Genomic DNA, 23,544 nt, shown 5'->3' with positions numbered 1-23,544 from the left:
GGTAAGGCCCCTGTTATCCAACGTCATCACAAGGATGTGAATCATGACCAAGCCCATCGAAATTTACCAAACCGACCAGCAAACCATAGAAGTTCGCTTTGACAGCGATGCTGAAACGCTCTGGCTGAGCTTGCAGCAAATCGCCGACCTGTTTGGACGGGACAAGTCAGTAATATCGCGGCACTTGAGAAATATCTTTAAAGATCAGGAGCTTGAGCGGGATTCAGCTGTTGCAAAAAGTGCAACAACTGCCGCCGATGGCAAAACCTATCAGGTTGAATACTTCAATCTGGATGCCATTCTCTCTGTAGGTTATCGGGTGAACTCCAAGACGGGTACCCAGTTCCGTATCTGGGCGACCCAGCGCTTAAAAGAACATCTGTTACAGGGTTATACCCTGAACCAGCAGCGTTTCGAGCAGAACGCCGAAGCCCTAAAACAGGCGCTGGCACTGATCGAAAAAGCCGCCCAGTCCCCCAATTTGACGGCAGAAGTTGGCGGCGGTCTGGTCGAAATTGTCAGTCGCTATACCCAGACTTTTCTCTGGCTCCAGCAGTATGACGAGGGCTTGCTGGAAGAACCGGGCGGGCAAACCGGCGGCAAGCTGCCGACAGCGGCCGAGGCCATGAATAGCTTAAGGCAGCTAAAAGAGCAGTTAATGGCGCGGGGCGAAGCCACCGAGCTGTTTGCCCAACTGCGAGAGGATGGCTTGGCCGCCATTTTGGGCAATCTCGACCAAAGCGTGTTTGGTGAGCCTGCTTACCCGAGTATTGAAAGCAAAGCGGCCCATCTGCTGTACTTTGTTGTGAAGAATCACCCGTTCAGCGATGGCAACAAGCGAAGTGGCGCCTTTTTGTTTGTGGATTTTTTGCACCGCAATGGCCGTTTGCTAAATGCTCGCGACGAGCCGGTGATCAACGACACGGGACTGGCTGCCTTGACGTTGTTGGTAGCAGAATCTGACCCAAAACAAAAAGATGTGATTATTCGCCTGATTATGACAATGCTGGCAAACAGGCAATAATCAGGCGATACCAGAATCAGGATGCGAACGGATGCGGAACGAGGCAAATACACGCGCGGAGCTTATTGACCCCAAGCTGGTTGAGGCGGGCTGGGGGCAAGTGGAAAGCAGCTATATCCGTCGTGAAGTCAGTATTACTCAGGGCCGCATCATTGGTGGTGGAAAACGTGCATCGGCGTTAAGCAGCGACTATGTGTTGGAATACCAAGGCCGCAAGCTGGCGGCGATTGAGGCCAAAAAGGAGAGCCTGAGTTATACCGAAGGCGTACGACAGGCCAAGGACTACGCCCAGCGTCTGCAGTGCCGATTTGCTTATGCCGCCAATGGCCACGACATCTATCAGATGGATATGCTCACAGGCGAGGAAAAGCTGGTCGAACAGTTTCTGGGGCCGGATCAACTCTGGGAGCTGACCTTTGATCCTACCCAGGGGCCCGATGCTGATCTGCCTGAACCTGATTTTACTGCCATCTGGCGCCAGCGTTTCGCCCAGATCCCCTTCGAATGTAAAGGCGATTGGCAGCCTCGTTACTATCAGGAAAACGCCATCAACAATGCCTTGGAGGCTATCGCTCAGGGCAAGCAGCGTATTCTGCTGACCCTGGCCACGGGCACCGGCAAAACCTGCATCGCCTTTCAAATCGCCTGGAAGTTGTTCCATAGCCGCTGGAGCCTGACGGCCCAAACCGATCCTGCAGCTGCCAAAAAGCGTCCGCGCATTTTGTTTCTGGCTGACCGCAATGTATTGGCTAACCAGGCCTTTAACGACTTCGGCCCCTTTGGCGAGGATGCCATCGTGCGGCTGGAACCGGGGGAGATTAAAAAGAAAGGGGCCGTGCCCAAGAACGCTAGTGTGTTCTTTACCATCTTCCAGACCTTTATGAGCGGGCCAGAAGACGACAGCGGCAATAAAACCCCATACTTTGGTGAATACCCGTCGGACTTCTTCGATTTTATCGTTATCGACGAGTGCCACCGGGGTGGTGCCAACGATGAAAGCAGTTGGCGAGAGATACTCAATTACTTCTCCCCGGCGGTGCAGTTGGGTTTAACGGCGACCCCAAAGCGCACGGTAAACGCCGATACCTATTCCTACTTTGGCGAGCCGGTGTACAGTTACGCGTTGAAAGACGGCATAAACGACGGTTTTCTAACCCCGTTCAAGGTGCTGCCCATTGTCGGCACGATGGACGAGTACGTGTATACCCTCGGTGATGGGGTGGTGATCACCGGTAACCCGGAGCCGGGTAAAGTTTATAAAGAGGGCGACTTTAACCGCATTATTACTATTCCCGAGCGCGAGAAAAAGCGTGTTCGCTACTGGATGGATCACTTCAATCCCCGGGAGAAAACCATCGTATTCTGTGCCACACAGGAACATGCGGGCATGGTGCGGGATTACATCAACCAATACGCCGTGGAGAAAGGCTGGACGAGCAACCCCGGCTATTGTGTGCGCATTACCGCCAATGATGGTGTGGCTGGCGAAAATGACCTAAAAACCTTTCAAGACAACGAAAAAACCATTCCCACGGTGCTGACGACTTCGCGCAAGCTCTCAACGGGGGTTGATGCCCGCAACGTGCGCAACATCGTGCTGATGCGCCCCTGCAACAATATGGTCGAGTTTAAGCAGATTATCGGCCGTGGCACGCGCATGTACGACGGCAAAGATTTCTTCACCATCTACGACTTTGTTAAAGCGCATTACAACTTTGCCGACCCGGAGTGGGATGGTGAGCCGATAGTCGAAGAGCCCGATGATTCGTATCCAACACCGGAGCCCCCTTCTGGCGGAGTAAAAGAGCCAGCAGGCCCGATTGCCGGAGGCCCCGAGTCTGAAACCACACCCGAAAAAATCACCATCCAGTTAAGTGACGGCAAAGCCCGGCAGATACGCCATATCTCCTCAACAATGTACTGGAGCCCTGATGGCAAGCCCATCACCGCGCGGGAATTTGTTGAGCGGATGTTTGACGACCTACCCCGGTTTTTCAGCAACGAAGACCAGCTTCGTCAAATATGGAGTGATCCGACTACCAGAGAGAAGCTGCTAGACGATTTGGCTGAGGAAGGCTACGACACCGAAAAGCTCAATAGCATGAAGGAACTGATCGACGCCAAAGACAGTGATGTTTACGACGTATTGGCCTTTGTCGCCTATGCCGCTGAAACACAAACTCGCACCGACAGGGTAAGACTGGCGAAACCGGCAATCAGTCAGGCCTTTACCAACAATGAGCAACAGGCCTTTATAAACTTTGTGTTGGATAAATATATTGAGGATGGCGTAGGACAGCTTTCCATCAAGAATATGAGTGGCCTGGTAAAAATTCGCTACAACACCATTAGCGACGCAGCATCAGAGCTAGGCTCACCAGCACTGATAAAAGACACTTTTTTTGGATTTCAGCGCCACCTGTATGAGCAAAAAACAGATTAAACCCAGCTTAGGCACAGCTAGAAAGGGCTGCTATTTAGGGGTACATGGAATTTAGTAAACGGGATAAATATAAAATTATCAAACAGTTACGAAAAAGATAGCGAGATGCCTCTGGCACCACTCTTCTTCCTCAGTTTCTCACTGCTCACACACCCTCAATCCGCCCGTAGTTCGCTGCGGCGTATTAGCGCAATACCGCTTTCCCTGAGCCAAATAAAAAAGCCTCGAGAGCTTAACGCCCCCGAGGCTTGTGTTATTAGACGACGCAGGGCTTAAAGCTTGCCGTCAGCCGCCATTTTCACGTAGCTGGCATCGAAGTGCAGTTTGATGTTGCTGTTGTCGCCCAGCACCGAGCCATCAGAAAAGCTCATACCCACCACGTCGGGGCTGGGGCTGGCTTCACCGAGCAGGCCTTTGTCGAAGGAGAACTGGCGGACTTTGTCCATCACCACGGGCAGTTCGTCGCTGCTGGCAAATTTGTAGGCATCAGCGGGGCTGTAGAACAGCATGGTGTCGTCCAACTGGGCATCGTAGCCTGCCAGATCGGTACCGGCTTGTTCGGCCATGTAGCTGCGCGCGGCGATAGCCTCGGCAGAATCGCCCTGCATCAGCGCGAGGGTTTCAAACCAGGCGCCGACCAGCGCCTTCCCAAAGGCCGGATTGGCTTTCAGGGTTTCGGTATTGGCGGCCATCATGTCGATGATTTCGCCGGGGATTTGCTTGGAGGTGAAGACCTCAATCGCGTCTTCGGCATTGTCGAGGATGATGCCGAGCTGCGGGTTCCACACGGCAGCCGCCGTCACGTCGTCGGTCATGAAGGACGACACGGCGTCGGCATCCGAGGTGTTCACCACCGTCACGTCGCGCTCAGACATGCCATTCATATCCAGCGCGCGGGCAAGGAAGTAATGGGAAACGGACAGCTCGACCAGGTTCACCTGGCGGCCTTTGATATCGGCAATGCTCTTGGCATCTTTGAGTACCAGGCCGTCGTTGCCGTTGGAGTAGTCCCCAAGAATCAGCCCGGTGGTTTCCACGCCGAAGGCGGCCGGGATAGTCAGGGCGTCCATATTGGTCATGGCGCAGGCGTCAAATTTCCCGGCCGTAAACTGGTTGATGGATTCGATGTAGTCGTTCATCTGCACGACTTCAATTTCGATGCCGTACTTGTCCGCCCACTTTTTGATAATGCCTTTATCAGTGGCATAGGCCCAGGGCATCCAGCCGGAGTAAATCGACCAGGCAACCGTAAAAGATTTTTTCTCCTCGGCGTGGACAGCACCAACACCCATTGCACAGACCATCAGGCACAGGGCGGCGGCCACTCGCTTTCGACTGTCTTTCATTCGCGTAAAAAACTTCTTCATCATTTGACCTCTCGGCATCAGTAACAGGGTTGGGTATAACGACACAGGGTTTCGCGCTCGCGCTCAAACCATTGGTTTGCCTGTGCGCTTGTCTGAGTGAATTGTGGGAAGGCGCAAGACACTTCCAGGGTATCGATGACAAATCGCCGCTCAATGTCGCGGCCGTCTTGCTGCGCAATGCGCTGGGTAAGTGCGCGACCATTGGCCGTCATTGAAAAGCCGTCCAGCGATAACAGTGTCTGCCCTTGTCGCTCTGGGCACGTGCTCAGTTCAACGGTATAGCCCTGAGCCAGCGAGCCGCTGGCGACGGAGGTTTCGAAATTGAACAGTTGCGCCAGCGCAGCGGCATCACCCACGGCCTGTTCGGCCTTCGCGCGCAGGGCATTGTCGCTCTCGGCGAAAATCGCTTCGGGCCGCGCAAGCACCAGCGCGGCATAGTCGCCACAGATGATGAGACCACCGTCGCGGGAATACTGCTCTCCCGTGCTCAGATTCGTCTCCTGCAGCAGCCGCAAGCCAATCAGCGGGCCGGGCTGGCTGGGCTGTAGCCGCCAATCCTCGACATAAACATTGCTGGGGCAAAACTCCATCATGCAGTTGCCCACCCGTTTTAAATAGGCGGGCTCCTGCCAGCGGCCGTGGAGCTGCAGGGCCTTTTCGTTCTGCCAGGACAGGGTTTCGCCATCCCACACGCTGTCGGCCACCCAGCCTTCGTAATTGCCCATCGCGCGCAACTCTGCCGCGCTGTAATCTCGCCAGGCTTTGGCGGCGACTTGTTCGGCGTCCACCGGCAGGCGCAGGTCGATGGTGAAGTTGCGGCTTTGCAGCCAGCAGACGTGAGTGCGGGTATCCGTATCGCCATTGGCAAAGCTGATGCTGCGGCGCTTGAAATAGCCCAGCATCCAGTCGGGCACACCGTCGTCCGGCCGATACTGATGATGTTGCAGAAGTTCAGCTAAATGCATGCTCCGCTCCCTATTGTCCGTGATAGCCGAAGCTATCCACGCTGCGCGCATTCTCGGGCAGGCAAATTTCGCCGCTCGCCAGACGCTGCTTTAAATAGGAAAAGGTTTGAATGGTTTGTGCGTAAAGATGGTCGCCACATTTCAGACTTCCGTAGTCGCGATCCTCACGGCCTTTGGGCAGGGATGCAATCGGCGAAATCTCTGCGTCATAGTCGCAAGCGCAAAACAGCGGAAAGGAATAACGCTCTTCCTTTACCTTGCGTACCCGATGCGAGGTAGCTACGAACTGTCCGTTGCTTAGCACTTCGAGCATATCGCCAATATTGATCACAAAGGCGTTGTCTTTCAGCGGCACGTCAATCCACTCTCCCGCGCCATTCAGCACCTCCAGACCGGGAGCCGTTGGCATGAGAATGGTGAAACACTCGTAGTCGGTGTGTGCCCCGATACCCGGGCGGTCGTGAACCGCATTTTCATTGTAGGGGTAGTGAATCATCCGCAGCTGACTCGGCGGGTGATTCACCATGCGGCTCAGCGCGTCTTCTTCGAGGTTCAGCGCCAGCGCAAAACCGCGGAACAAGGCATCCGCCACGTGGAGCGCCGCCTGATAATAGGCCTGCACGTCGTCCTTAAAGCTCGGCGCATCTGGCCATTGCGTGGGCCCCAGCATGGGACGACGACCGAGTTCGGCGCGGTAGTCGTAATTGATATCGTAGGCTTCTTTGCAATCGGCGACGCCATCACCGAAGCGCTCCTCACCCTCAGGTACGTAGCCGCTGTGGTTCTCCGACTGGCCGATGTAAAAGCGCATTTTGTCGTCCAGCGGCTGGGCAAAATAGGCCTTAGCCTGCTCGATCAAACGCATTTGCAGGGCGGGGCTGACACCGTGGCCGGTAATGTATAAAAAGCCAACGTCGCGTGCCGCGCGGCCCAGCTCATTGGCCACCGCCAATCGGCACAACGGGTCATCACTGAAAAGACCGCTGATATCGACGGTGGGTAGCTGGGTAAAGGCAGAGTGTGGCGAGGATTTGTCTGACACTTTGGCAACCTCCTGAATAATGTTGAATATTCAAAATGTCGCCTGGTCGTCCAGACAAAGAAACGGCACTGACCGCTCCGGGTCGTCCCGGATACTTCTTGCCCTAGCTAGAGCAAGGCCTGTACCAACACCTGAAAATAAACCTAAGAGATTGAGCCACAAGCAATTATTGGAAAGGCGCAAAAAGCCCAGGACGGTTTAACAGGTGCCATTGCAGTGCACGGGAATATAGCAGCGCACCACAAGAGGATCGTTTTCTACGGGCTGCGCTACGGAAAAAACCTGCACCACGGCACCGGCTAGGCACAAAAAAGGGCGGCCTATAGCCACCCTTATTGCCTGAGCGGATGGGACCAGCTCAGCAGACTTTCACTCGACGATGGGTATTCGCCACAATCTTGACCTTACACTTTGCACCATTATCGAGCTCAGAAACCGCATTGGACTGACGGTTTTGCTGATCGGGTGTCGACGCACAGCCCACTGAAAATATCGCCAACAACAACACCGTCATCATGGAGAGAGAACGCATAACTACCTCATTTACTGATATAAGAAAACGTTCCGAACGCCCTGCTCTCGCCATCATGGGCCTATTGGGTTGTCGTCCGGCTGCGACAACACCCTGTCGACGCACCAAATAAGATCACATGACCCAAAATATAACATTTGGCGCACTATATCTGAACAAAGCTCTTCCGAAACGATACGGTGTCAGCGTGGACGTCTCTACCCAGGATGCAACAACGAGCTTCTCCAATACCTAAGCAGCGGAGAAACTAGAGCGAAACATCAGCGTTACGCTGCCTAAGCAGAGACATTACAGTCGCGGTGTAGACAGGCTCCTGCCCCAGCACTCGACAGCGCTCGACCACTGCGCCGCAGATGGCGTCTATCTCCAGCGGTCGCTGTTTTTCAACGTCCACCAGCATAGAGGTTTTGATAGCGTTAAACCGGCTGATAAGTTCAAACATCTCGTCGCGGTCACAGGCGGTAAGGTTAACGCCGTCGGCCGCGGAGGCTATAACCACTTCATCCATCATTCCCAGCACAATACGGCTAAATTCAGCGTGATGAGTAAGCTGACGAGTATCCAGCCCTGTAAGGGCAGAAAGGGGGTTTACACCGTTGTTAATAATCAATTTACGCCACAATGCGTGGCGAATGTCGCCACTGATATCAGCGGGGATTCCCGCGACATCAAAGGCGCTCTTCATCCTACCCAGCAGCGGCATGCGCCGGTCTGCCACATTGGTATAGTGCGGCCAACAGCCCATCACCACCCTGGCCTCCCCCTCGGCGCTGATCACACCAGGGGCGACAATATGCCCACCGATTTTCACTGCAAGGCCGCCCAGTGTGCGTTCATTGCCGAGCTGTGCAGCAATAACCCCCTCATTGTCCACACCATTTTGCAGCGATAGTACCGGCACTGCCGCATTTGCCAGCCAGCCGTCAAGCGCCGCCATGACCGCCGCCGTGGCGCCCGCCTTGATCGCCAGCACAATGACGTCGAAATCCTCGGCACGGTATGCCCGAATCAATGTGGACTGATCCACTGCCAGCAGCCCTTGATGCAGCTCACCGCCTTCCCACTTCAGCCTGAGTCCGCGCGCCTGTATCGCAGCGAGATGTTCGCCACGTGCAGTTACCATCACCTGATCACCTGCGGCAGCGAGCCGGGCGGCGTAGTATCCACCAATCCCCCCCGCTCCCAGAATCAACCAGCGCATGACTAAAACCAGCCGCAGCCGTTAAAGGCTCGCTGACTGTCGGCGGGGGCACTGCCGAAAAGATGCGAGGGCGCCAAACGACCGGATATGCCGACCGCTATGTATATGAGATCGCGAACCAGATCGCCGGGCAACGACGTGCACTTCCCTGACGGCATTTTCAGCCCCTTCAATCGCTGCAAAGCCGACTGCACATCCCGATGCCCTGTCAGGTTTTCGCGACTGCCCTGACGGTCGAGACAGACAACGGCAACACCGTCCTCCACCCCTTGGGCAATATGCTCACCCAATCTTATGTATTCCTCGGCAGATCTCCCCGGTGGCAAGCGCAATTCCATAACCGACACCTGCCTTTTTGGAAGCAGAGAACCGGCCAGCAAGGTCAGGCTCGAGGAGATGTATCTGTCCATCTCCACATCAATACCTGCCGCCGCGCACTTGGTTTTAAGCCGCGATGCATAGGGCCCACCCTCGCCGCCATGGCAGATTTTGACGGTATATCCCAAATCACTTTGCGAAACGAAGAGCAACGCTTCAACCTCGCCAAGCGGTGCAAAGACCTGATGAAGCGGCGAGCGGCCATTGCTGCTCAGCAGAACTTCCATGCTGGATGACAGGTAAATCACCGGCACTCTCTGCATACGCCGCTCGCCCTTCTGGTTTTAGTGTGACGGAGCGCCGTTCAGCGCCCCAGTTGCTTGGCCGACTGCCCGGCGATCCCGAAGTGTTGCTTGGGCATTTCGGTAATCATCACGCGGATGCGCTCCACCGGCGCGTCCAGCGAGCGCGACATGGCCTCTGTCACTTCGCGGATCAGCGTTTCCTTTTGCTCATCGCTGCGACCTTCAATAATGTAAAGCTGTGCTATTGGCATAAACGCCCTCCTTATTCAAAACGTGTCGAGACTGACCCCAGGCCCTGATAACGCACACAGATATTATCGCCTGCCTCAACCGCAATCGCCGCGGTGATGCCGCCGGTCATAATGAAGGTGCCCGCGGGAATATGCTCGCCGCGCTCAGCCAATAAGTTTGCCAGCATGGCAACGCTGGATGCAGGGTGCCCCAGCACAGCAGCACCGGCACCAACTTCAACAATTTCACCGTTTTTCTCAACGACCACACCGAGGGTTTTCAGATCGACATCTGCCACATCGGCCATCTGCCCGCCGGTAATGAAGCGCGTTGAGGAGGCGTTATCGGCCACCACGCTGACCAGATCGAACTTGAAGTTCTCGTAGCGCGAGTCGATCACTTCCACAGCGGGAATCACGAAGTCGGTGGCCGCCAGCACGTCGCCGATGTGACAACCCGGCCCTTTCAGCGGCGCCTTGGTGACAAAGGCAATCTCCGCCTCAATTTTCGGGTGAATCAGTTCTTTGGTGTTCACCACACCGCCGTCGGGCACGCTGAAGTAGTCGGCCAGAAAACCGTAAATTGGCGTTTCCACACCCATCTGCGCCATTTTGGCCCAGGAGGTCAGGCCCATTTTCAGGCCGATAACCTTGTTGCCACGCGCTTCTTTGCGACGGCGGATTTCCCACTGTACGTCGTAGGCATCCTCGAAATTCATCTCTGGATACTGATTGGTCACTTTGCTGATGTCATGGGCCTGCAACTCGGCATTCTCAATGTGCTCTGCAAGCGCCAGCATTTGCTCGTTAGTCAGTGTTCTTGTCATTTGAATTAACCCTCTTGCGCGGCGAGGAGATCCAGCGCCACATCCACAATCATGTCTTCCTGACCACCCACCATCCGGCGGCGGCCAAGCTCAACCAAAATATCCACAGTCTTCAGACCATATTTCTTCGCCGCCACTTCCGAGTGACGCAGGAAACTGGAGTAAACCCCCGCATAGCCCAGGGCCAGCGTTTCGCGGTCTACCCGTACCGGGCGGTCCTGCAGGGGACGCACAATGTCGTCGGCCGCATCCATCAGGGCGTAGATGTCGGTGCCGTGTTCCCAGCCCATTTTGTCGAAGGCGGCAATGCACACTTCCAGCGGCGCGTTACCGGCACCCGCACCCATGCCCGCCAGACTGGCATCCACCCGGTCGCAGCCTTCTTCTACCGCAACAATGGAGTTGGCTACGCCCAGCGCGAGGTTGTGGTGGGCGTGAATGCCGGTCAGGGTGTCGGGCTTGAGGACGTCTTTGAGGGCCCGGAAGCGGTCGCGGATGTCGTTCATGTTCATGGCGCCGCCAGAGTCCACCACGTACAGGCAGGTCGCGCCGTAGTCTTCCATCAGCTTGGCCTGCTGCGCCAGGCCCTGCGGGGTTTGCATGTGGCTCATCATCAGGAAGCCAACGGTGTCCATGCCCAGTTTGCGGGCGTGTTCAATGTGCTGGCGGGAGACATCGGCTTCGGTGCAGTGGGTGGCGACCCGCACGATGCGGGCACCGGCGTTGTAGGCGGCGTCGAGGTCGTGAACGGTGCCGATGCCGGGCAGCAGCAGGGTGGCGATCTGGGCGTGCTCAACCACTTCGGCCACGGCTTCAATCCACTCCAGGTCGGTGTGGGCGCCAAAGCCGTAGTTGAAGCTGGAGCCTTGCAGGCCGTCGCCGTGGGCCACTTCGATGCTATCGACCTTGGCCTGGTCGAGGGCGCGGGCGATGTCCTGCACATTTTTCAGGGAGTATTGATGGCGAATGGCGTGGCTGCCGTCGCGCAGGGTCACGTCGGAGATATACAGCTTTTTGCCGCGAGTAAATGTCATGGTGTGCTCCTCAGTTGACCAGCGATTCGGCAATGCGCTCAGCGGTACCCATTGCCGCCGAGGTCATAATGTCGAGGTTACCTGCGTAGGCAGGCAGGTAGTGGGCAGCGCCTTCCACTTCAAGGAAGATGGAGGTTTTCAGGCCGCTGAAGCGGCCAAGGCCGGGCACGTTCATGGGCTGGTCGGCGGGAATGTCGTCAAACTGGACTTTTTGTTTGAGGCGATAGCCGGGCACATAGCTGTTCACTGCCGCGACCATGGCCTCCACGGAGGCTTCCACTTCGGCTTTGTCGGCGGCCTCGGAGAGCACGTACACGGTGTCGCGCATCAGCAGCGGTGGCTCGGCGGGATTGAGAATGATGATGGCCTTGCCTTTTTGGGCGCCGCCCACCACTTCAATGGCCTTGGAGGTGGTTTCGGTAAATTCGTCGATGTTGGCGCGGGTGCCCGGCCCGGCCGACTTGCTGGAGATGGAGGCCACAATCTCGGCGTAGTGGACCTTGGCAATGCGCGATACCGCGGCCACCATCGGAATGGTGGCCTGGCCGCCACACGTCACCATGTTGACGTTACCCTCACCCAGATGTTGTTCCAGGTTAACCACCGGCACGCAGTAGGGGCCGATAGCTGCCGGGGTCAGGTCGATGATTTTAAGATTCGGTTTGCGGCTGCGCAGAAACACTTCATTGTGCATGTGCGCCTTGGCCGAGGTGGCATCAAACACGATGTCGATGTCGGCAAACGCCGGCATGTTCACCAGTCCCTCCACCCCTTCGTGGGTGGTGGCCACGCCCATGCGGGCGGCGCGGGCCAGGCCGTCGGAGTCGGGGTCGATACCGACCATCGCGCCCATTTCCAGGAACTGGCCCTTGCGTAGAATCTTGATCATCAGGTCGGTGCCGATGTTGCCCGAGCCGATGATTGCAGCTTTGAGTTTCTTGCTCATAATACGTCCTCGATAGATTGCCAGCGGCCTTACACAAACCGCACGGAGGCGCTGCCGATACCACCAATGTCCACCCGCAGGCTGTCGCCCGCCTGCACCGGCTCCAGAGGCACCAGCGAACCCGACAGAATCACTTCGCCAGCCTTGAGGGAAATACCGAATTCGCCCAGCGTGTTTGCCAGCCAGGCCACACAGTTCACCGGCGAGCCCAGCGCGGCACCGCCAGCGCCGGTGCTGATGAGCGCACCGTTCTTTTCCACCACCATGCCGCAGGTAACAAGATCAACCTTGCGTGGCGATACCGCTTCGTCGCCCAGCACAAACAAGCCGCATGAGGCGTTGTCGGCCACGGTGTCCTGAATGGCAATATTCCAGTCCTTGATGCGGGAATCGACAATCTCGAAGCAAGGCATCACGCACTCGGTAGCCGCCAGTACATCGGCGTTAGTCACGCCCGGCCCGCTCAGGTCTTTCTTCAGGATGAAGGCAATTTCGCCCTCAGCACGCGGCGCAATAAGACGCTCGCTGATCGGCATCACTTCACCGCTGTTAAACACCATGTCGTCGGTCAGATAACCAAAATCCGGCTGATGTACGTTCAGCATGGTTTGCACCGCCTTGCTGGTGACACCGATTTTTTTGCCGATGACCCGTGCGCCTGCCGCTTGACGGCGCTCCAGCATACGCAGGGAAATGTGGTAAGCATCTTCAATGCTGATGTCTTCACCACGGCTGGTCAGAGGTGAGACCGCTTCACGGGCGAGCATCGCCTCGTAGAGTTCATCACCGAGTAACTGAATTTTTGACGGCTCCATCAAGCCCCTCCTGTCGCCGTGTTATCGGCTTCGTTAAGAAAATCATTCACCAGCCGCGCAAAGCGGTCGGCGTGTTCGATCTGAGTCCAGTGTCCGCAGCGCCCGAACACATGGAGCTGAGCGCGGTCGATCAGTTCGGCAAGCCGCAGCGAGGCGCTGAGCGGAATCACTTCGTCCTCTCGCCCGTGCAGAATCAGCGTGTCGTGGGGCAGTGCGCGAATGGCCTCTTCCGGGCTGCCTAGCGCATCCACCCAGCGCTGGCGCGGCGCTGGAAACATCGCCGCAAAAGACTCCTGAAAGCCGGGGCGAATACTGGCCTGATAACGCAGCTCGGCCAGCTCGTCATTTACCAGACTGCGATCGTAGGCAAACACGTCGAGCAGCTTGCGCATGGCCTCCAGCGACGGTTCATAACCCCATACGGCATCCAGTCCGGCGGTAAGCGGAAAGCTCACCCCCACCGACCCCATCAGTACCAGACGGCGCACCCGCTGCGGGTGCGCAATAGCCAGTGCCAATGCCAGTCCACCACCAAAGGAATTGCCGATCAGATCCACCTGTTCCAGTCCCAGCGCATCCATTACGCCGATGGCATGGTCCACCCAGCGCTGGCGGTTGTAGACGCCATCTGCCGGGCGCTCGCTGTAACCAAAGCCGAGCATGTCGGGGGCAATAACGCGGCGCGATGTTGCCAGCGACGGCATGACCAGTCGCCAGTTAGCCCAGGCGGTAACGCCGGGGCCGGAGCCGTGAATCAGCATCACCGGAAAGCCTTCGCCCACATCATGCAGATTGGTGCGATAACCCGCCGCGCTGATTTCCCGGCCCAGTTCAGGGCTTTCTATGGCAGCACTCATCAGCACCTCACAACTTGATGCACACGTTTTTCATTTCGGTGTAGAACTCCAGCGAGTGAACCCCACCCTCGCGGCCGATTCCCGACTGCTTGCTGCCACCGAACGGTGTGCGCAGGTCGCGCAGGAACCAGCTGTTCACCCAGACGATGCCCGCTTCAACCTGTCCGGCAACGCGGTGGGCGCGGCTGACGTTCTCTGTCCAGATTGCCGATGCCAGACCATAGGGGAGGCTGTTCGCCAGGGCGATGGCCTCTTCTTCGGTGTCGAAGGGACGAACGTGGCAACAGGGGCCGAATATTTCTTCGGTGACAACGGCGGAGTCATCCGGCAGGCCTGTCCAGATCGTCGGCTGCACCCAGGCGCCTCCCGCCAACGCGGCGGGCATATCCGGCACGCCACCACCCGTAACGACCGTAGCGCCGTCTTCTACCGCTTTCCGGTAGTAAGACATCACCTTGTCGCGGTGTTTGTGGCTGACCAGCGGGCCGAGGTTGGCAGCCGCGTCCTCCGGCGGGCCAATTTTCAGCCCCTCCGCCGCCGCTTTCAGCCGGGTGACAAACTCGTCAAAAATGGCGCGCTCAACATAGACGCGCTCGGTGCCCAGACACACCTGCCCGCAGTTGGCAAAGGCGGAGCGCATCGTACCTTCGATGGCCTTGTCCATATCGCAGTCGGCAAATACCAGCCCGGCGTTTTTACCACCCAGCTCCAGCGAAATATCGCGAATGCCTCTGGCAGCCGATTTCATAATGACTTCGCCGGTGGTGGTTTCGCCGGTAAAGGTAAACCCATCCACATCCGGGTGCTCGGTTAGAAACGCGCCCGCCGAATCGCCGCCAAAGCCGTGAACCACGTTGTACACGCCTGCGGGCACACCAGCTTCGTTCATCACCTCACCCAATAGCGCGGTGGTGGTGGGGGTTTCCTCCGAGGGCTTCACAACCACGGTATTACCGCAGGCCAGTGCCGGACCGACCTTCCAGGTCATCAGCAGCAGCGGCAGGTTCCAGGGACTGATCACACCGATCACGCCCTTGGGACGACGCACGGCATAGTTGAGCGCGCCGGTGCCGTCGGGGGTCGCCATCTCGAAGGACTCTGTCGGCACGTTCTTCACCATGTCGGCAAACACCTTGAAGTTGGCTGCGCCACGGGGAATATCAATATGGCTGGCCATCGACCGGGGTTTGCCGGTATCGCGGCACTCGGCCTCCAGAAACTCCTCGAAACGGGCGTTAATGCCGTCGGCCACCTTGTGCAGAATCCGGGTGCGTTCATCCAGAGTCATTCGCCCCCAGGGGCCGTGCAGGGCCGCGCGGGCCGCTTTCACAGCGGCATCCACTTCCTCGCGCCCGGCCTCGTGAACCCGGCTGATCAGCTCGCCGTTGGCCGGGTTCACATTGTCGAACAGCTGCCCGCTGGCGGAGCCGACATACTGTCCGTTGATGAAATGCTTAACGTCATTCATTACTGAATAATCCTGTGCTGGTTCTTGATCAGGTGAGTACGGTCAGGAATCGCTCGTTCAACTGGCGGTCGTGATAGAAGATCGCCTTGCCCAGTTGCTCCGCCTGCCAGGTGGTGGGCTTGTGATCGGGGTAGATGTAGTCACCGCCGCAGAACACTTCGTTGCGGTTGCCCGAAGAGTCGAAGAAGTAAATGGTTTTGCCGTGGGTCAGGCCGTGGCGGGTGGGGCCGATATCAATTGAGGTATCGGTCATGGTAATCAGGTCGGCCGCGCGCAGAATGTCTTCCCAGGTTTCGAGGAAGAACGACGCATGGTGGAACATGCCTTTTTCCTCGTGGTGGATAAACGCCACATCGTGCGCCTTGGTAGACAGGGTCAGGAACTGGGCAATGCGGTTGCCATCCGGTTCCAGTACCTGCTCGGCCAGATAAAAGCCCAGTACGTCCACAAACAGATCGTAGGTGGCCTGCAACTCGGGGCCATACAGCAGGCAGTGGTCAAAACGCAACGCTTTCATGCCTTTCAAGCCACGCGGCCAGGCCTCGGGGTTGATCTCGCTCACGCCCCACTTGCCCAGATATTTCTTCTCACAGAACAGCTCAAAGCTGTGGCCTGAGGGCGATACAAAACGCACCCGGCGCCCGCAGTCTTTCAAGTCGCCTGCCGGCACCTGTTCCAGTTCGACACCATAGGCTTCAAGGTCGCGCTCCAGTTGCTGCAGGCTGGCTTCGTCTACCACCTTGAAGCCCATAAAATCCATGCCCGGTTCGTCAGCCGGACGCAGGACTACCGAAAACTTGTCTACTTCAGTCCAGGCTTTCAGATACACCCTGCCCTGTTCGTCGCGGTCGGTCTCGATCAGCCCCAACAGCTCCGTATAGTGTTTGACTGCCGCATCGATATCGAGAACGCGAATTTGAACGTGCCCTGGGCGCATTACACCTTTTTTCATATCAGTTACCTCAACGCTTTTATTGTTGTGTGTTTCTCAAAGGACGCCGCCGCTTGGGGACGGCACTCAATAATCAGATCAGTCAGCGGGTAGACGCGGCAGGCCAGCACTTCGCCCTGCTCCACAGCCTCGGGAGGAGCGTGAACCCGACTCATTTTTCCGCACTCGAACTGGCCCTCCAGCACCTTGACCTTGCAGAAGCCACAGCCACCGCCCCGACAACCTACCGGCACGCAGCGCATACCGTTTTGCTCCATTGCCTTGAGCACGCTCTGCGCCGCCTCGCAGTCAAAGCTCTGGCCGCTGCACTGTTCTAAAACGCGAAATACTCTGCCCATGACGGCTCCCGCTATATCTTCTTGAACAGGGCTGAACGCTGGGCTTCACCCGCGCCATCAGCGGCGGTCAGGAAGCGCTCCATGAAAATGTCGCGCTCGAACAACCGCCCCTGCATCAGCGCGGTAATCGCGGCATCAATCATGGGCGGCGGGCCACAGAGGTAAGCTTTATGACCGGCAAAGCGGCCATCGAAATGCGCCTTGGCGGCCTCGTGAACAAAGCCTCGCTGCCCATCCCAATCGTCGCCGTCAGCCACATCGCTAAGAGCGGGCACATAGGTGAAGTTGTCGTGGTCGCGCGCCAGGGTTTCAAACAGCTCGCGGTTGTAGAGTTCGGCGAGATTACGCGCGCCCTGGAACAGGGTGATATGACGGCTGTCGCCCTGCTCCAGCAGATCGAGAATCATCGACTGGGGGCTCGACAGCCCCGAGCCACCGGCAATGAAAATCAGGTCGCCGTCCTGCGAGTTGCGGACAAAGAACTGGCCGTAGGGGCCGGACAGTTTCAGCTCCTCGCCCACCTGCAGCTGCCGGTGGATGTAGCCGGTGGCCGCACCGCCCTCAACCAGCCGCACATGCAGTTCAACCTCGTCGGCGCGCCCCGGAGGATTCGCCAGCGAGAAGGCACGAGGCCCCTCGACGCCCGGCAGTTCGATATTGATGTACTGACCGGCCTGAAACGTCATTGGCCGGTCCAGCTTGAGATGAATACCCTTGATGGTGGGCGACAGCTCGACAATGTTCGTCACGGTCGCCACGTAATCTTCGACCGGGTGGCCTTCAAAATCGGGGTCAACGTCAATGTCGGCCTCGATTACCACGTCGCTTTCCACCGTGGCACAGCAGACCAGCACCTTGCCTTCGTCGCGTTCAACATCCATCAGCGCGAAAGGCGAGGCCTCGCCTGCGTCAACATCGCCTTCCAACACTTGTACCTTGCAGGTAGCGCAGGTGCCGTGGCCACAGGCAAAGGGCAGCCACACACCCTGGCGAAGGGCCGCCTGCAGTATGGTCTGGCCCTCTTCCACTTCAATCTGTTCGCCAATCGGCTCTATGGTTACGGTATGAGTCATAGCAGTGTCCTCAGGAAGCCGAACCGTCGATGCCGTTCAGTCCCTGGGTGCGCACCGTCAGCATACTTTTATGATCAATACCGCTGTCTTTCAGACTCGCGGTCGCATCCGGCACAAAGGCTTCGTCATTCAGCAGCCAGTCAGCGGCCAGAAAATCCGCCTTTGCCGAATCGGGGTGCGCCGCAACGGCGGGCTTGAGTACGGTTTCGACAAACTCGCCAAAGCTCATGTCCGGCGCCACCAGAAAAGCAAAGGGCGCGCAGAACAGCAGATGGTTGGGCCAGTACACATACAGCAGCTGCATACCGTGGAAATTTTCGACCTTATCCTTGGGTTCAAACTTGTAGTCGTATAAGGCTTTAACAGTCATCGGTTTCACCTTGTTATTGTGGATCGTGGAGCCGCCCGGTCAGCTCGCCGGGCGGCGTGCGGATCAGGCCGCGTCCTGTTTGTCTCCGCTGCGTTTGGCGGCGGGCGATTTGCCCTGAATCTCCAGCCAGCGGCGGTGATCAGGCGAATCGACATACTCCAAATTGTCGGTACCCGGTTTGATGTGGTAGTACTCCGAGACCACCGTGCCAACGTCGGCACCACCGCAATTGCCCTGATAAATCTGGTGTACCGGCAGCCAGGCCTGCACGTATTTCTCCGGCTCGTTTTTGAAAATGTCGCAGCAACCTTCCGAGCAGAAGTGGTAGCGCTCGCCCTCGTATTGCCACTGGCGATAGCTGAAGGTGGTGGGGTCGTCTTTCTCGGTAAAGATGACGGGGATCTGGCAGACCTGACACAGTTGCGGCAAGGTGTTGTTGTAGAAACGGCGCCCCTCGGCGTGCTCGTTTCTCAGATACTCGAAACGCGGACGGTAGTGCTTGTCGAAGGTGTCGGGATACTTCTCTGACAGCCAAGCCATTTCTTCTTCGTCGGGCATCCAGGTATGAAAGTTGGTGGCATGACTGTACTGGTAGAAAGTCGACCAAGTCTGGTGGCTGACGTGGTGCTTGGCGTCGTTGGCAACATCCTGATACTTGGGCGGACGAATGCCGTAGCGCTCAAGGTCTTTGAACAGGGCGCCACCATTTTGCTCGTAGTACACCTCCCAGGCCTCCGCCCAGGACATCACTTTGTTCGGCAGCATGTAGTCCATCATCATGCCGACCAGACTCAGCAGGCGGAATCCGCGCCAGAACCACTTGTCGATCCACTGCTGAATAATCGGCACGTTGTCTTCGTGTTGCTCAAGAATGAACTTGATAACTTCCAGTCCCAGCGTCATGTGACGCGCCTCATCCGACTGGGCAGAGAAGCCGAAGGTAACGGTTGCCATGTCGCCGTTGTAGGCCGCACCCGACATAAAGGGCACAAACAGCAGGTTGGTCAGCACATATTCGAAGGAGAAAGAAATCGCCGTCAGGAACTCGAAGGGACCTGCGGAACGGGCATCGTCAAAGAAAGACTTGGGCACCGACAAGAACCACACGCGGTCGTGCATGTGCGCGCCGTCGTGCAGGCCGTTAAAGTGCTTGTTGTAGTGACTCATGGCGTGCTGCTGAGTCTGTGAGTGGCGCAGCTCGTCGATGGCCTGCATCTGACAGGCAACACGGGCACCGGCGCCGCTGAACTGACGACCCACTTTTGCATAACCCTGAAAAGCGGCGTGTTCAAGGGGCGATACCCCGCTAAGGAACAGTTTCAGCGCGTTTACATAACGGGCATCGGAAATATTCTGGTGGCCGTTGTTCTGGGCAAAGGCGTCAAAAATGGCGTACAGCTTTTTCTCTTTTTCCGCCTGGTATTTCCAGTAGGCATCCATCGTCAGGCGGAATGGGTCTTCCCACTGCGACCAGTCGGTAATTTTGATCCCTTCAAACTGTTCGTCGGGGAAAATCTCTTCTTTCTTCTGGTAGGACGGCTCCCAGGCCATGTCCCGCGTCAGGTACTGGTATTTGTCTTTAAGATTCAGTTTCTTCTGCTTGATGCTCATTATTCTTCTCCCGATCAATTCCACTGCAAAATAAAGTGGTCGTCGTCTTCGTCCACGTTGCCGCCGATACTGATGACATCCACCAGCATTTCCTGCACATCCCAGTCGCGGCCAAGTTTTTCTTCCATCGTCTCGCGGTTAATCACCAGTCGTTTTTCCGCCTGAATACGGATCATTGCGGGCTGGTACTGCACCTCGGCGTGGGGGTTGTCCTCAACCACGGCATCCACCAGATAACGGGCGTTGTCGTTGTCCTGAAAGGCAATAAATACGAGCTGGCTCATGCGGAAACTCCCTGGCTGTTGAGACCGAATTTACTGAGGCGCGCCGCAAGCTGGGCGCGGGTTTCGTCCAGTGCCTCAAGACCGGAAGTGGCTTCGGCAAGAGGGGTGAGGGCCTGGTAGATTTGCGGTTCCCACTGATTGATCCAGGCTTGCAGCTGCTCGCGGTTGGCATCGCTTTCGCCAGCAACCGCCTTGACCATAGCGTTAGTCCAGCGCAGCGAATCCTTGTACCAGTCGCGCATAAACTCGGTGAGCATCGACACATCTTCCGCGCCCTGCTCGCACAGCCACTGATCCATCTTGTCGTACACCAGCGGGTAGAGCAGGCCGTCGATCAGCACGTTCTGCACCAGCGTCAGCTCAAACCAGTCGTGAACCACCAGCGTGTCTTCCACCAGCTTGCGCAAGGGCTGCCACAGCGCGTCATCCATCCAGAAGGTTTTGGATTCATCCAGACCGGCGCCGGTGCTGCCGTCAATCAGCAGCGCAATGCGCGACAAGTACTGGCCAATCCCCAGCCGGTCCATCGCCTGATACATGTGCAGCTGCGCTACAGTGGTGGCGGTAGCATCACCGGCTACCATGCTGTTATTCATATTCGCGCCCAGCTCAACGTGGCGCAGAGGCACCAGCAAACGCAGCAGTTGCTGTTGGGTCGCATCCGGCAGGCGGCCCAGCAGATTGCGCTTGTCGCAGAAGGCAAAGCTGCTTTCTGCCGCTTCCTGCATTTTGGCGCGATTGCCTACATAAGCGCCGTAGTAGAACTGCCGCGGATCAGACACGGCGTACCAGTCGTCCATGCGAATCGCGGTACGCTCAGGATCGTTGAGAGTGTGCTCAGCATCCCACAGCGGGCGGTAGTGGAAGTTGGTCTTTGCTTCGAGGTCATAACTGGCTTCCTGATAGCGGGTAGCCGGTTTGTCGCCAAAACGCCGGGCGATGTGCGCGTAGGTTTGACGGATCGGTTCCATCGAGTGGGTTTTAATTTCAATACTCATGCTAAATCCCGTTATTGGTTTTATGGTGTTCAGCCTGCTTAGGGCTTGGTTTGTTGAGGCTTAATAACGCTTGCCTTTTTCACCGAAGCGCCACTTGATCATGTCTTCATCAATCTGGCGGATGGTGTCGGAATCCATGTGCACGACGTTGTTACACCGGCAGAAATCCTCGAAGGCGTCTTTGGGCAATACCAACTCGACAAACAACTCGGGGTGGCCAATCGCGAAATCAAATTCAATGAATTTTTCGCCGGGATCACTGCGCAACCGGATATATCGTGTGAGCTGATCGAACGTGGGTTGATTGCCTGAATTCATTGTCTGCCTCGTTTTATTTATTGGCGGCTGACGGTCTTAGAGCAACGGCTGTGCCACAAGCAAAACATGCGCAACAAATCTCAATAACGCATTGTTTTTTATTAATTTAATTGAAATAAGGAAAAATTCAGGCCGATAAATAGTTCAGCTCTAATCGTCGATTTTTTTATCAAATGATTAATTTTTTTGGAGCGAATGAGCATTTGCTCACTTCCATTGACCACTGCCCGAGGGAATAAAATTTCATCATATGGTTGAATTTTTCATCGCAATCAGTGTTAGATGGCGCGCAAGCTTGCTGTCGCTAAAAATCATTACTGACAGCTCCCCATAAAATTAAAATAACGGGGTTTACGGCATGGCCATTAGTTACAAACCTCAGCTTCGTATTGAAGATTTCCGAGATCTCACGGAACAGATTCGTTTCCAAAGCGCGGAAGGCAAAATATGGTTAAGTGAGCAACGCATGCTGCTGATGGACCTCAGTGCACTCGCCGCCTTTCGCCGAGAACTGGTAAACACCATGGGAGTCGAGCGTGCAAAAGGCTTTTTCCTCCGGCTCGGTTATCAATCCGGACTGAGAGATTCCGAGCTGGCCCGCAAGCTTCGCCCCCACTGCAGCGAACTGGATATTTTCTTGGCCGGCCCACAGCTGCACAGCCTGAAAGGCATGGTTAAAGCCGTACCGTTGGAAATTGAAATCGACCAGGAAAACGGCAATTTCTATGGCGAAGTCGAGTGGATTGATTCTTTCGAGGTAGAAATCTGCCAGACCGAACTGGGGCAGATGAGCGAGCCCGCCTGCTGGGCACTGCTCGGTTATGCCTGCGCCTATACCTCGTCGTTCATGGGCCGCGAGGTGATTTTTCGGGAGGTCAGTTGTCGCGGCTGCGGCGATGAGCGCTGCGTGATTGTCGGTAAACCCGCCGAGCAATGGGACGACGCCGAGGATTTTTCCCGCTACTTCAAAGCCGACCCCATCGTCGAAGAGCTCTACAACCTTCAGGCGCAAGTCAATTCCCTGCGAAGTAGCCTTGAAAAGCAGGAAGGCCAGTACTATGGCATCGGCCAAAGTCCGTCTTACAACAAAGTCTGCAAGATGATCGACAAGGCCGCTCAGGGCCGGGTATCGGTGTTACTGCTGGGTGAAACCGGGGTCGGTAAAGAAGTGATTGCGCGAAGTGTTCACTTGCGCAGCGAACGCGCAGAAAAGCCCTTTATTGCCGTAAACTGCGCCGCCATTCCACCCGACCTCATCGAAGCGGAGCTGTTCGGCGTGGAAAAAGGTGCTTACACGGGCGCCAACCAGTCACGCGCCGGACGCTTTGAACGCGCTAACGGCGGCACGATTTTTCTCGACGAGGTGGTGGAGTTAACTGCCCGAGCCCAGGCAACGCTGCTGCGTGTATTACAGGAAGGTGAGCTGGAGCGCGTGGGCGACTCACAAACCCGGAAAATTGATGTCCGCATTATTGCCGCAACCAATGAATCGCTGGAAGAAGCCGTGAACGAGGGGCGCTTTCGAGCCGACCTATTTTACCGACTGAATGTGTTCCCGGTGAAAATTCCACCGCTTCGCGAACGACTGGAAGACCTGCCACTGTTGGTCGAGCATTTCCTCAACAAATTTCACTCCGAGTATGACAAGCGCACCATGGGCCTGTCGGACAAAGCGCTGGAGCTGTGTATGCGGTACCCCTGGCCCGGCAATATCCGCGAGCTGGAAAACGTGATTGAGCGCGGCGTGATTCTCACCGACAACAACGACACCATCAGCCAGGATTATCTGTTCGCTGCACCGCCCGCCGAAAGCCTGGACAGTCCCGCCCAGCGGCTGGACGACGGCGGCAACATTTCCTCTGCTGCCGACGGCAGCCCCGGGCACTGGTCTACCGATATTCTCGACAGCCAGATCAGCCTCGACGACGTGGAAGCCACGCTGATTCAAAAGGCCATGCAGCAGGCTAACAACAATGTATCCGGGGCCGCCCGGCTGCTGGGGCTGACCCGCCCGGCCCTCGCCTATCGCCTGAAAAAACTCGGCCTGGAGGCCTGACTCCCTTTCTCCGGCAGGACAGTTGAGCATTTCGACAACTGCCCTGCGGAAACTTCACCATATCGTTAAAAATTGCCAAAACCCTCCCGCTTACAACCGCGCGCAACGCTCGGCTTAAATCCAATATTCTCCTTATATTTCAGTGCGTTAAAAAAATAAAACCGTTATGG

At 56.7% G+C, this 23,544-nt stretch carries 24 protein-coding genes; 3 read left to right on the top strand and 21 right to left on the bottom strand.

Translation table 11 applies throughout. The annotated features are described in order from the left end of the window. The first annotated feature begins 43 nt into the window (after positions 1 to 43). On the top strand, positions 44 to 1,024 hold the full coding sequence (locus tag G411_RS0111205; protein WP_022959302.1) for a virulence RhuM family protein/type II toxin-antitoxin system death-on-curing family toxin: 981 nt from the start codon (positions 44 to 46) through the stop codon (positions 1,022 to 1,024). 31 nt (positions 1,025 to 1,055) lie between these two features. Continuing rightward, entirely contained in the window at positions 1,056 to 3,467 is a 2,412-nt protein-coding gene (hsdR, locus tag G411_RS0111200) for an EcoAI/FtnUII family type I restriction enzme subunit R (RefSeq protein ID WP_022959301.1), read from the top strand. Positions 3,468 to 3,739: 272 nt separating this feature from the next. Here the strand turns inward: hsdR and G411_RS0111195 are convergent, their stop codons facing one another. From G411_RS0111195 to G411_RS0111100, 21 genes are all read right to left on the bottom strand, one after another. After that, positions 3,740 to 4,771: a putative urea ABC transporter substrate-binding protein gene (locus tag G411_RS0111195; RefSeq protein ID WP_374962305.1), complete on the bottom strand. Its 1,032-nt coding sequence runs from the start codon at positions 4,769 to 4,771 to the stop codon at positions 3,740 to 3,742. An 80-nt stretch (positions 4,772 to 4,851) separates the two neighbouring features. Then, the gene (locus tag G411_RS0111190) at positions 4,852 to 5,799 is read right to left on the bottom strand and encodes a hypothetical protein (RefSeq protein WP_022959299.1); all 948 of its coding nucleotides are present in this window, start codon (positions 5,797 to 5,799) and stop codon (positions 4,852 to 4,854) included. A 10-nt stretch (positions 5,800 to 5,809) separates the two neighbouring features. After that, entirely contained in the window at positions 5,810 to 6,841 is a 1,032-nt protein-coding gene (locus tag G411_RS0111185; RefSeq protein ID WP_022959298.1) for an isopenicillin N synthase family dioxygenase, read from the bottom strand. A 358-nt stretch (positions 6,842 to 7,199) separates the two neighbouring features. Further along, positions 7,200 to 7,373 carry a hypothetical protein gene (locus tag G411_RS22120; protein WP_157581232.1) on the bottom strand — a complete coding sequence of 58 codons (174 nt, stop codon included), beginning with the start codon at positions 7,371 to 7,373 and terminating at the stop codon, positions 7,200 to 7,202. 247 nt (positions 7,374 to 7,620) lie between these two features. Beyond that, positions 7,621 to 8,574: a ketopantoate reductase family protein gene (locus G411_RS0111180; RefSeq protein ID WP_022959297.1), complete on the bottom strand. Its 954-nt coding sequence runs from the start codon at positions 8,572 to 8,574 to the stop codon at positions 7,621 to 7,623. Positions 8,575 to 8,576: 2 nt separating this feature from the next. Next, positions 8,577 to 9,215, bottom strand: coding sequence for a hypothetical protein (locus G411_RS0111175; RefSeq protein ID WP_022959296.1), 639 nt, complete (start codon positions 9,213 to 9,215; stop codon positions 8,577 to 8,579). Positions 9,216 to 9,256: 41 nt separating this feature from the next. Next, positions 9,257 to 9,448, bottom strand: coding sequence for a 2-hydroxymuconate tautomerase (locus G411_RS0111170; RefSeq protein WP_022959295.1), 192 nt, complete (start codon positions 9,446 to 9,448; stop codon positions 9,257 to 9,259). An 11-nt stretch (positions 9,449 to 9,459) separates the two neighbouring features. Next, positions 9,460 to 10,254 (bottom strand): 2-oxo-3-hexenedioate decarboxylase, encoded by a 795-nt coding sequence (dmpH, locus tag G411_RS0111165; RefSeq protein ID WP_028968357.1) that lies wholly within the window; start codon positions 10,252 to 10,254, stop codon positions 9,460 to 9,462. Positions 10,255 to 10,259: 5 nt separating this feature from the next. Beyond that, a complete protein-coding gene (dmpG, locus tag G411_RS0111160; RefSeq protein WP_022959293.1) occupies positions 10,260 to 11,288 on the bottom strand; it encodes a 4-hydroxy-2-oxovalerate aldolase in 1,029 nt (342 codons plus the stop codon). 10 nt (positions 11,289 to 11,298) lie between these two features. Further along, the gene (locus G411_RS0111155; RefSeq protein ID WP_022959292.1) at positions 11,299 to 12,234 is read right to left on the bottom strand and encodes an acetaldehyde dehydrogenase (acetylating); all 936 of its coding nucleotides are present in this window, start codon (positions 12,232 to 12,234) and stop codon (positions 11,299 to 11,301) included. 29 nt (positions 12,235 to 12,263) lie between these two features. Further along, positions 12,264 to 13,049 carry a 2-oxopent-4-enoate hydratase gene (gene dmpE, locus G411_RS0111150; RefSeq protein ID WP_022959291.1) on the bottom strand — a complete coding sequence of 262 codons (786 nt, stop codon included), beginning with the start codon at positions 13,047 to 13,049 and terminating at the stop codon, positions 12,264 to 12,266. Further along, complete coding sequence (locus G411_RS0111145) at positions 13,049 to 13,906, bottom strand: alpha/beta fold hydrolase (protein ID WP_022959290.1); 858 nt, start codon at positions 13,904 to 13,906, stop codon at positions 13,049 to 13,051. Before G411_RS0111145 ends, dmpE begins: the two co-directional genes overlap by 1 nt. A gap of 7 nt (positions 13,907 to 13,913) precedes the next feature. Further along, on the bottom strand, positions 13,914 to 15,374 hold the full coding sequence (locus G411_RS0111140) for a 2-hydroxymuconic semialdehyde dehydrogenase (RefSeq protein ID WP_022959289.1): 1,461 nt from the start codon (positions 15,372 to 15,374) through the stop codon (positions 13,914 to 13,916). A 28-nt stretch (positions 15,375 to 15,402) separates the two neighbouring features. Then, positions 15,403 to 16,326, bottom strand: a complete 924-nt coding sequence (locus tag G411_RS0111135; RefSeq protein ID WP_022959288.1) for a catechol 2,3-dioxygenase — start codon at positions 16,324 to 16,326, stop codon at positions 15,403 to 15,405. 5 nt (positions 16,327 to 16,331) lie between these two features. Further along, a complete protein-coding gene (locus tag G411_RS0111130) occupies positions 16,332 to 16,664 on the bottom strand; it encodes a 2Fe-2S iron-sulfur cluster-binding protein (RefSeq protein ID WP_022959287.1) in 333 nt (110 codons plus the stop codon). An 11-nt stretch (positions 16,665 to 16,675) separates the two neighbouring features. Next, positions 16,676 to 17,737, bottom strand: a complete 1,062-nt coding sequence (locus tag G411_RS0111125; protein WP_022959286.1) for an NADH:ubiquinone reductase (Na(+)-transporting) subunit F — start codon at positions 17,735 to 17,737, stop codon at positions 16,676 to 16,678. 10 nt (positions 17,738 to 17,747) lie between these two features. Next, positions 17,748 to 18,107 (bottom strand): phenol hydroxylase subunit P4, encoded by a 360-nt coding sequence (locus G411_RS0111120; RefSeq protein ID WP_022959285.1) that lies wholly within the window; start codon positions 18,105 to 18,107, stop codon positions 17,748 to 17,750. A gap of 63 nt (positions 18,108 to 18,170) precedes the next feature. Further along, complete coding sequence (locus G411_RS20200) at positions 18,171 to 19,718, bottom strand: aromatic/alkene/methane monooxygenase hydroxylase/oxygenase subunit alpha (protein WP_022959284.1); 1,548 nt, start codon at positions 19,716 to 19,718, stop codon at positions 18,171 to 18,173. 14 nt (positions 19,719 to 19,732) lie between these two features. Further along, positions 19,733 to 20,002, bottom strand: coding sequence for an MmoB/DmpM family protein (locus G411_RS0111110; RefSeq protein ID WP_022959283.1), 270 nt, complete (start codon positions 20,000 to 20,002; stop codon positions 19,733 to 19,735). Next, positions 19,999 to 21,000: an aromatic/alkene monooxygenase hydroxylase subunit beta gene (locus G411_RS0111105; RefSeq protein WP_022959282.1), complete on the bottom strand. Its 1,002-nt coding sequence runs from the start codon at positions 20,998 to 21,000 to the stop codon at positions 19,999 to 20,001. Before G411_RS0111105 ends, G411_RS0111110 begins: the two co-directional genes overlap by 4 nt. Positions 21,001 to 21,060: 60 nt before the next feature. Continuing rightward, on the bottom strand, positions 21,061 to 21,318 hold the full coding sequence (locus G411_RS0111100) for a phenol hydroxylase subunit (protein WP_022959281.1): 258 nt from the start codon (positions 21,316 to 21,318) through the stop codon (positions 21,061 to 21,063). A gap of 358 nt (positions 21,319 to 21,676) precedes the next feature. Here G411_RS0111100 and G411_RS0111095 point away from each other — a divergent pair, with 358 nt between their 5' ends. Continuing rightward, on the top strand, positions 21,677 to 23,374 hold the full coding sequence (locus G411_RS0111095) for a sigma-54-dependent Fis family transcriptional regulator (protein ID WP_022959280.1): 1,698 nt from the start codon (positions 21,677 to 21,679) through the stop codon (positions 23,372 to 23,374). Positions 23,375 to 23,544 lie beyond the last annotated feature (170 nt).

The organism is Spongiibacter tropicus DSM 19543, from assembly GCF_000420325.1.
Classification (GTDB): domain Bacteria; phylum Pseudomonadota; class Gammaproteobacteria; order Pseudomonadales; family Spongiibacteraceae; genus Spongiibacter; species Spongiibacter tropicus.
This window is presented reverse-complemented; position numbering and strand designations above follow the sequence as displayed.

Excerpts from the sequence above, each read along its gene's own strand:
- G411_RS0111195 (WP_374962305.1), bottom strand. The coding sequence starts at position 4,771 with ATGGTCTGTGCAATGGGTGTTGGTGCTGTCCACGCCGAGGAGAAAAAA.
- dmpE (WP_022959291.1), bottom strand. The coding sequence starts at position 13,049 with ATGGAGCCGTCAAAAATTCAGTTACTCGGTGATGAACTCTACGAGGCG.
- G411_RS0111180 (WP_022959297.1), bottom strand. The coding sequence starts at position 8,574 with ATGCGCTGGTTGATTCTGGGAGCGGGGGGGATTGGTGGATACTACGCC.
- G411_RS0111130 (WP_022959287.1), bottom strand. The coding sequence starts at position 16,664 with ATGGGCAGAGTATTTCGCGTTTTAGAACAGTGCAGCGGCCAGAGCTTT.
- G411_RS0111175 (WP_022959296.1), bottom strand. The coding sequence starts at position 9,215 with ATGCAGAGAGTGCCGGTGATTTACCTGTCATCCAGCATGGAAGTTCTG.
- G411_RS0111120 (WP_022959285.1), bottom strand. The coding sequence starts at position 18,107 with ATGACTGTTAAAGCCTTATACGACTACAAGTTTGAACCCAAGGATAAG.
- G411_RS0111125 (WP_022959286.1), bottom strand. The coding sequence starts at position 17,737 with ATGACTCATACCGTAACCATAGAGCCGATTGGCGAACAGATTGAAGTG.
- G411_RS0111135 (WP_022959288.1), bottom strand. The coding sequence starts at position 16,326 with ATGAAAAAAGGTGTAATGCGCCCAGGGCACGTTCAAATTCGCGTTCTC.
- G411_RS0111155 (WP_022959292.1), bottom strand. The coding sequence starts at position 12,234 with ATGAGCAAGAAACTCAAAGCTGCAATCATCGGCTCGGGCAACATCGGC.
- G411_RS0111095 (WP_022959280.1), top strand. The coding sequence starts at position 21,677 with ATGGCCATTAGTTACAAACCTCAGCTTCGTATTGAAGATTTCCGAGAT.
- G411_RS0111105 (WP_022959282.1), bottom strand. The coding sequence starts at position 21,000 with ATGAGTATTGAAATTAAAACCCACTCGATGGAACCGATCCGTCAAACC.
- G411_RS0111140 (WP_022959289.1), bottom strand. The coding sequence starts at position 15,374 with ATGAATGACGTTAAGCATTTCATCAACGGACAGTATGTCGGCTCCGCC.
- G411_RS0111190 (WP_022959299.1), bottom strand. The coding sequence starts at position 5,799 with ATGCATTTAGCTGAACTTCTGCAACATCATCAGTATCGGCCGGACGAC.
- dmpG (WP_022959293.1), bottom strand. The coding sequence starts at position 11,288 with ATGACATTTACTCGCGGCAAAAAGCTGTATATCTCCGACGTGACCCTG.
- dmpH (WP_028968357.1), bottom strand. The coding sequence starts at position 10,254 with ATGACAAGAACACTGACTAACGAGCAAATGCTGGCGCTTGCAGAGCAC.
- G411_RS20200 (WP_022959284.1), bottom strand. The coding sequence starts at position 19,718 with ATGAGCATCAAGCAGAAGAAACTGAATCTTAAAGACAAATACCAGTAC.
- G411_RS22120 (WP_157581232.1), bottom strand. The coding sequence starts at position 7,373 with ATGCGTTCTCTCTCCATGATGACGGTGTTGTTGTTGGCGATATTTTCA.
- G411_RS0111110 (WP_022959283.1), bottom strand. The coding sequence starts at position 20,002 with ATGAGCCAGCTCGTATTTATTGCCTTTCAGGACAACGACAACGCCCGT.
- G411_RS0111145 (WP_022959290.1), bottom strand. The coding sequence starts at position 13,906 with ATGAGTGCTGCCATAGAAAGCCCTGAACTGGGCCGGGAAATCAGCGCG.
- G411_RS0111100 (WP_022959281.1), bottom strand. The coding sequence starts at position 21,318 with ATGAATTCAGGCAATCAACCCACGTTCGATCAGCTCACACGATATATC.
- G411_RS0111170 (WP_022959295.1), bottom strand. The coding sequence starts at position 9,448 with ATGCCAATAGCACAGCTTTACATTATTGAAGGTCGCAGCGATGAGCAA.
- G411_RS0111205 (WP_022959302.1), top strand. The coding sequence starts at position 44 with ATGACCAAGCCCATCGAAATTTACCAAACCGACCAGCAAACCATAGAA.
- hsdR (WP_022959301.1), top strand. The coding sequence starts at position 1,056 with ATGCGGAACGAGGCAAATACACGCGCGGAGCTTATTGACCCCAAGCTG.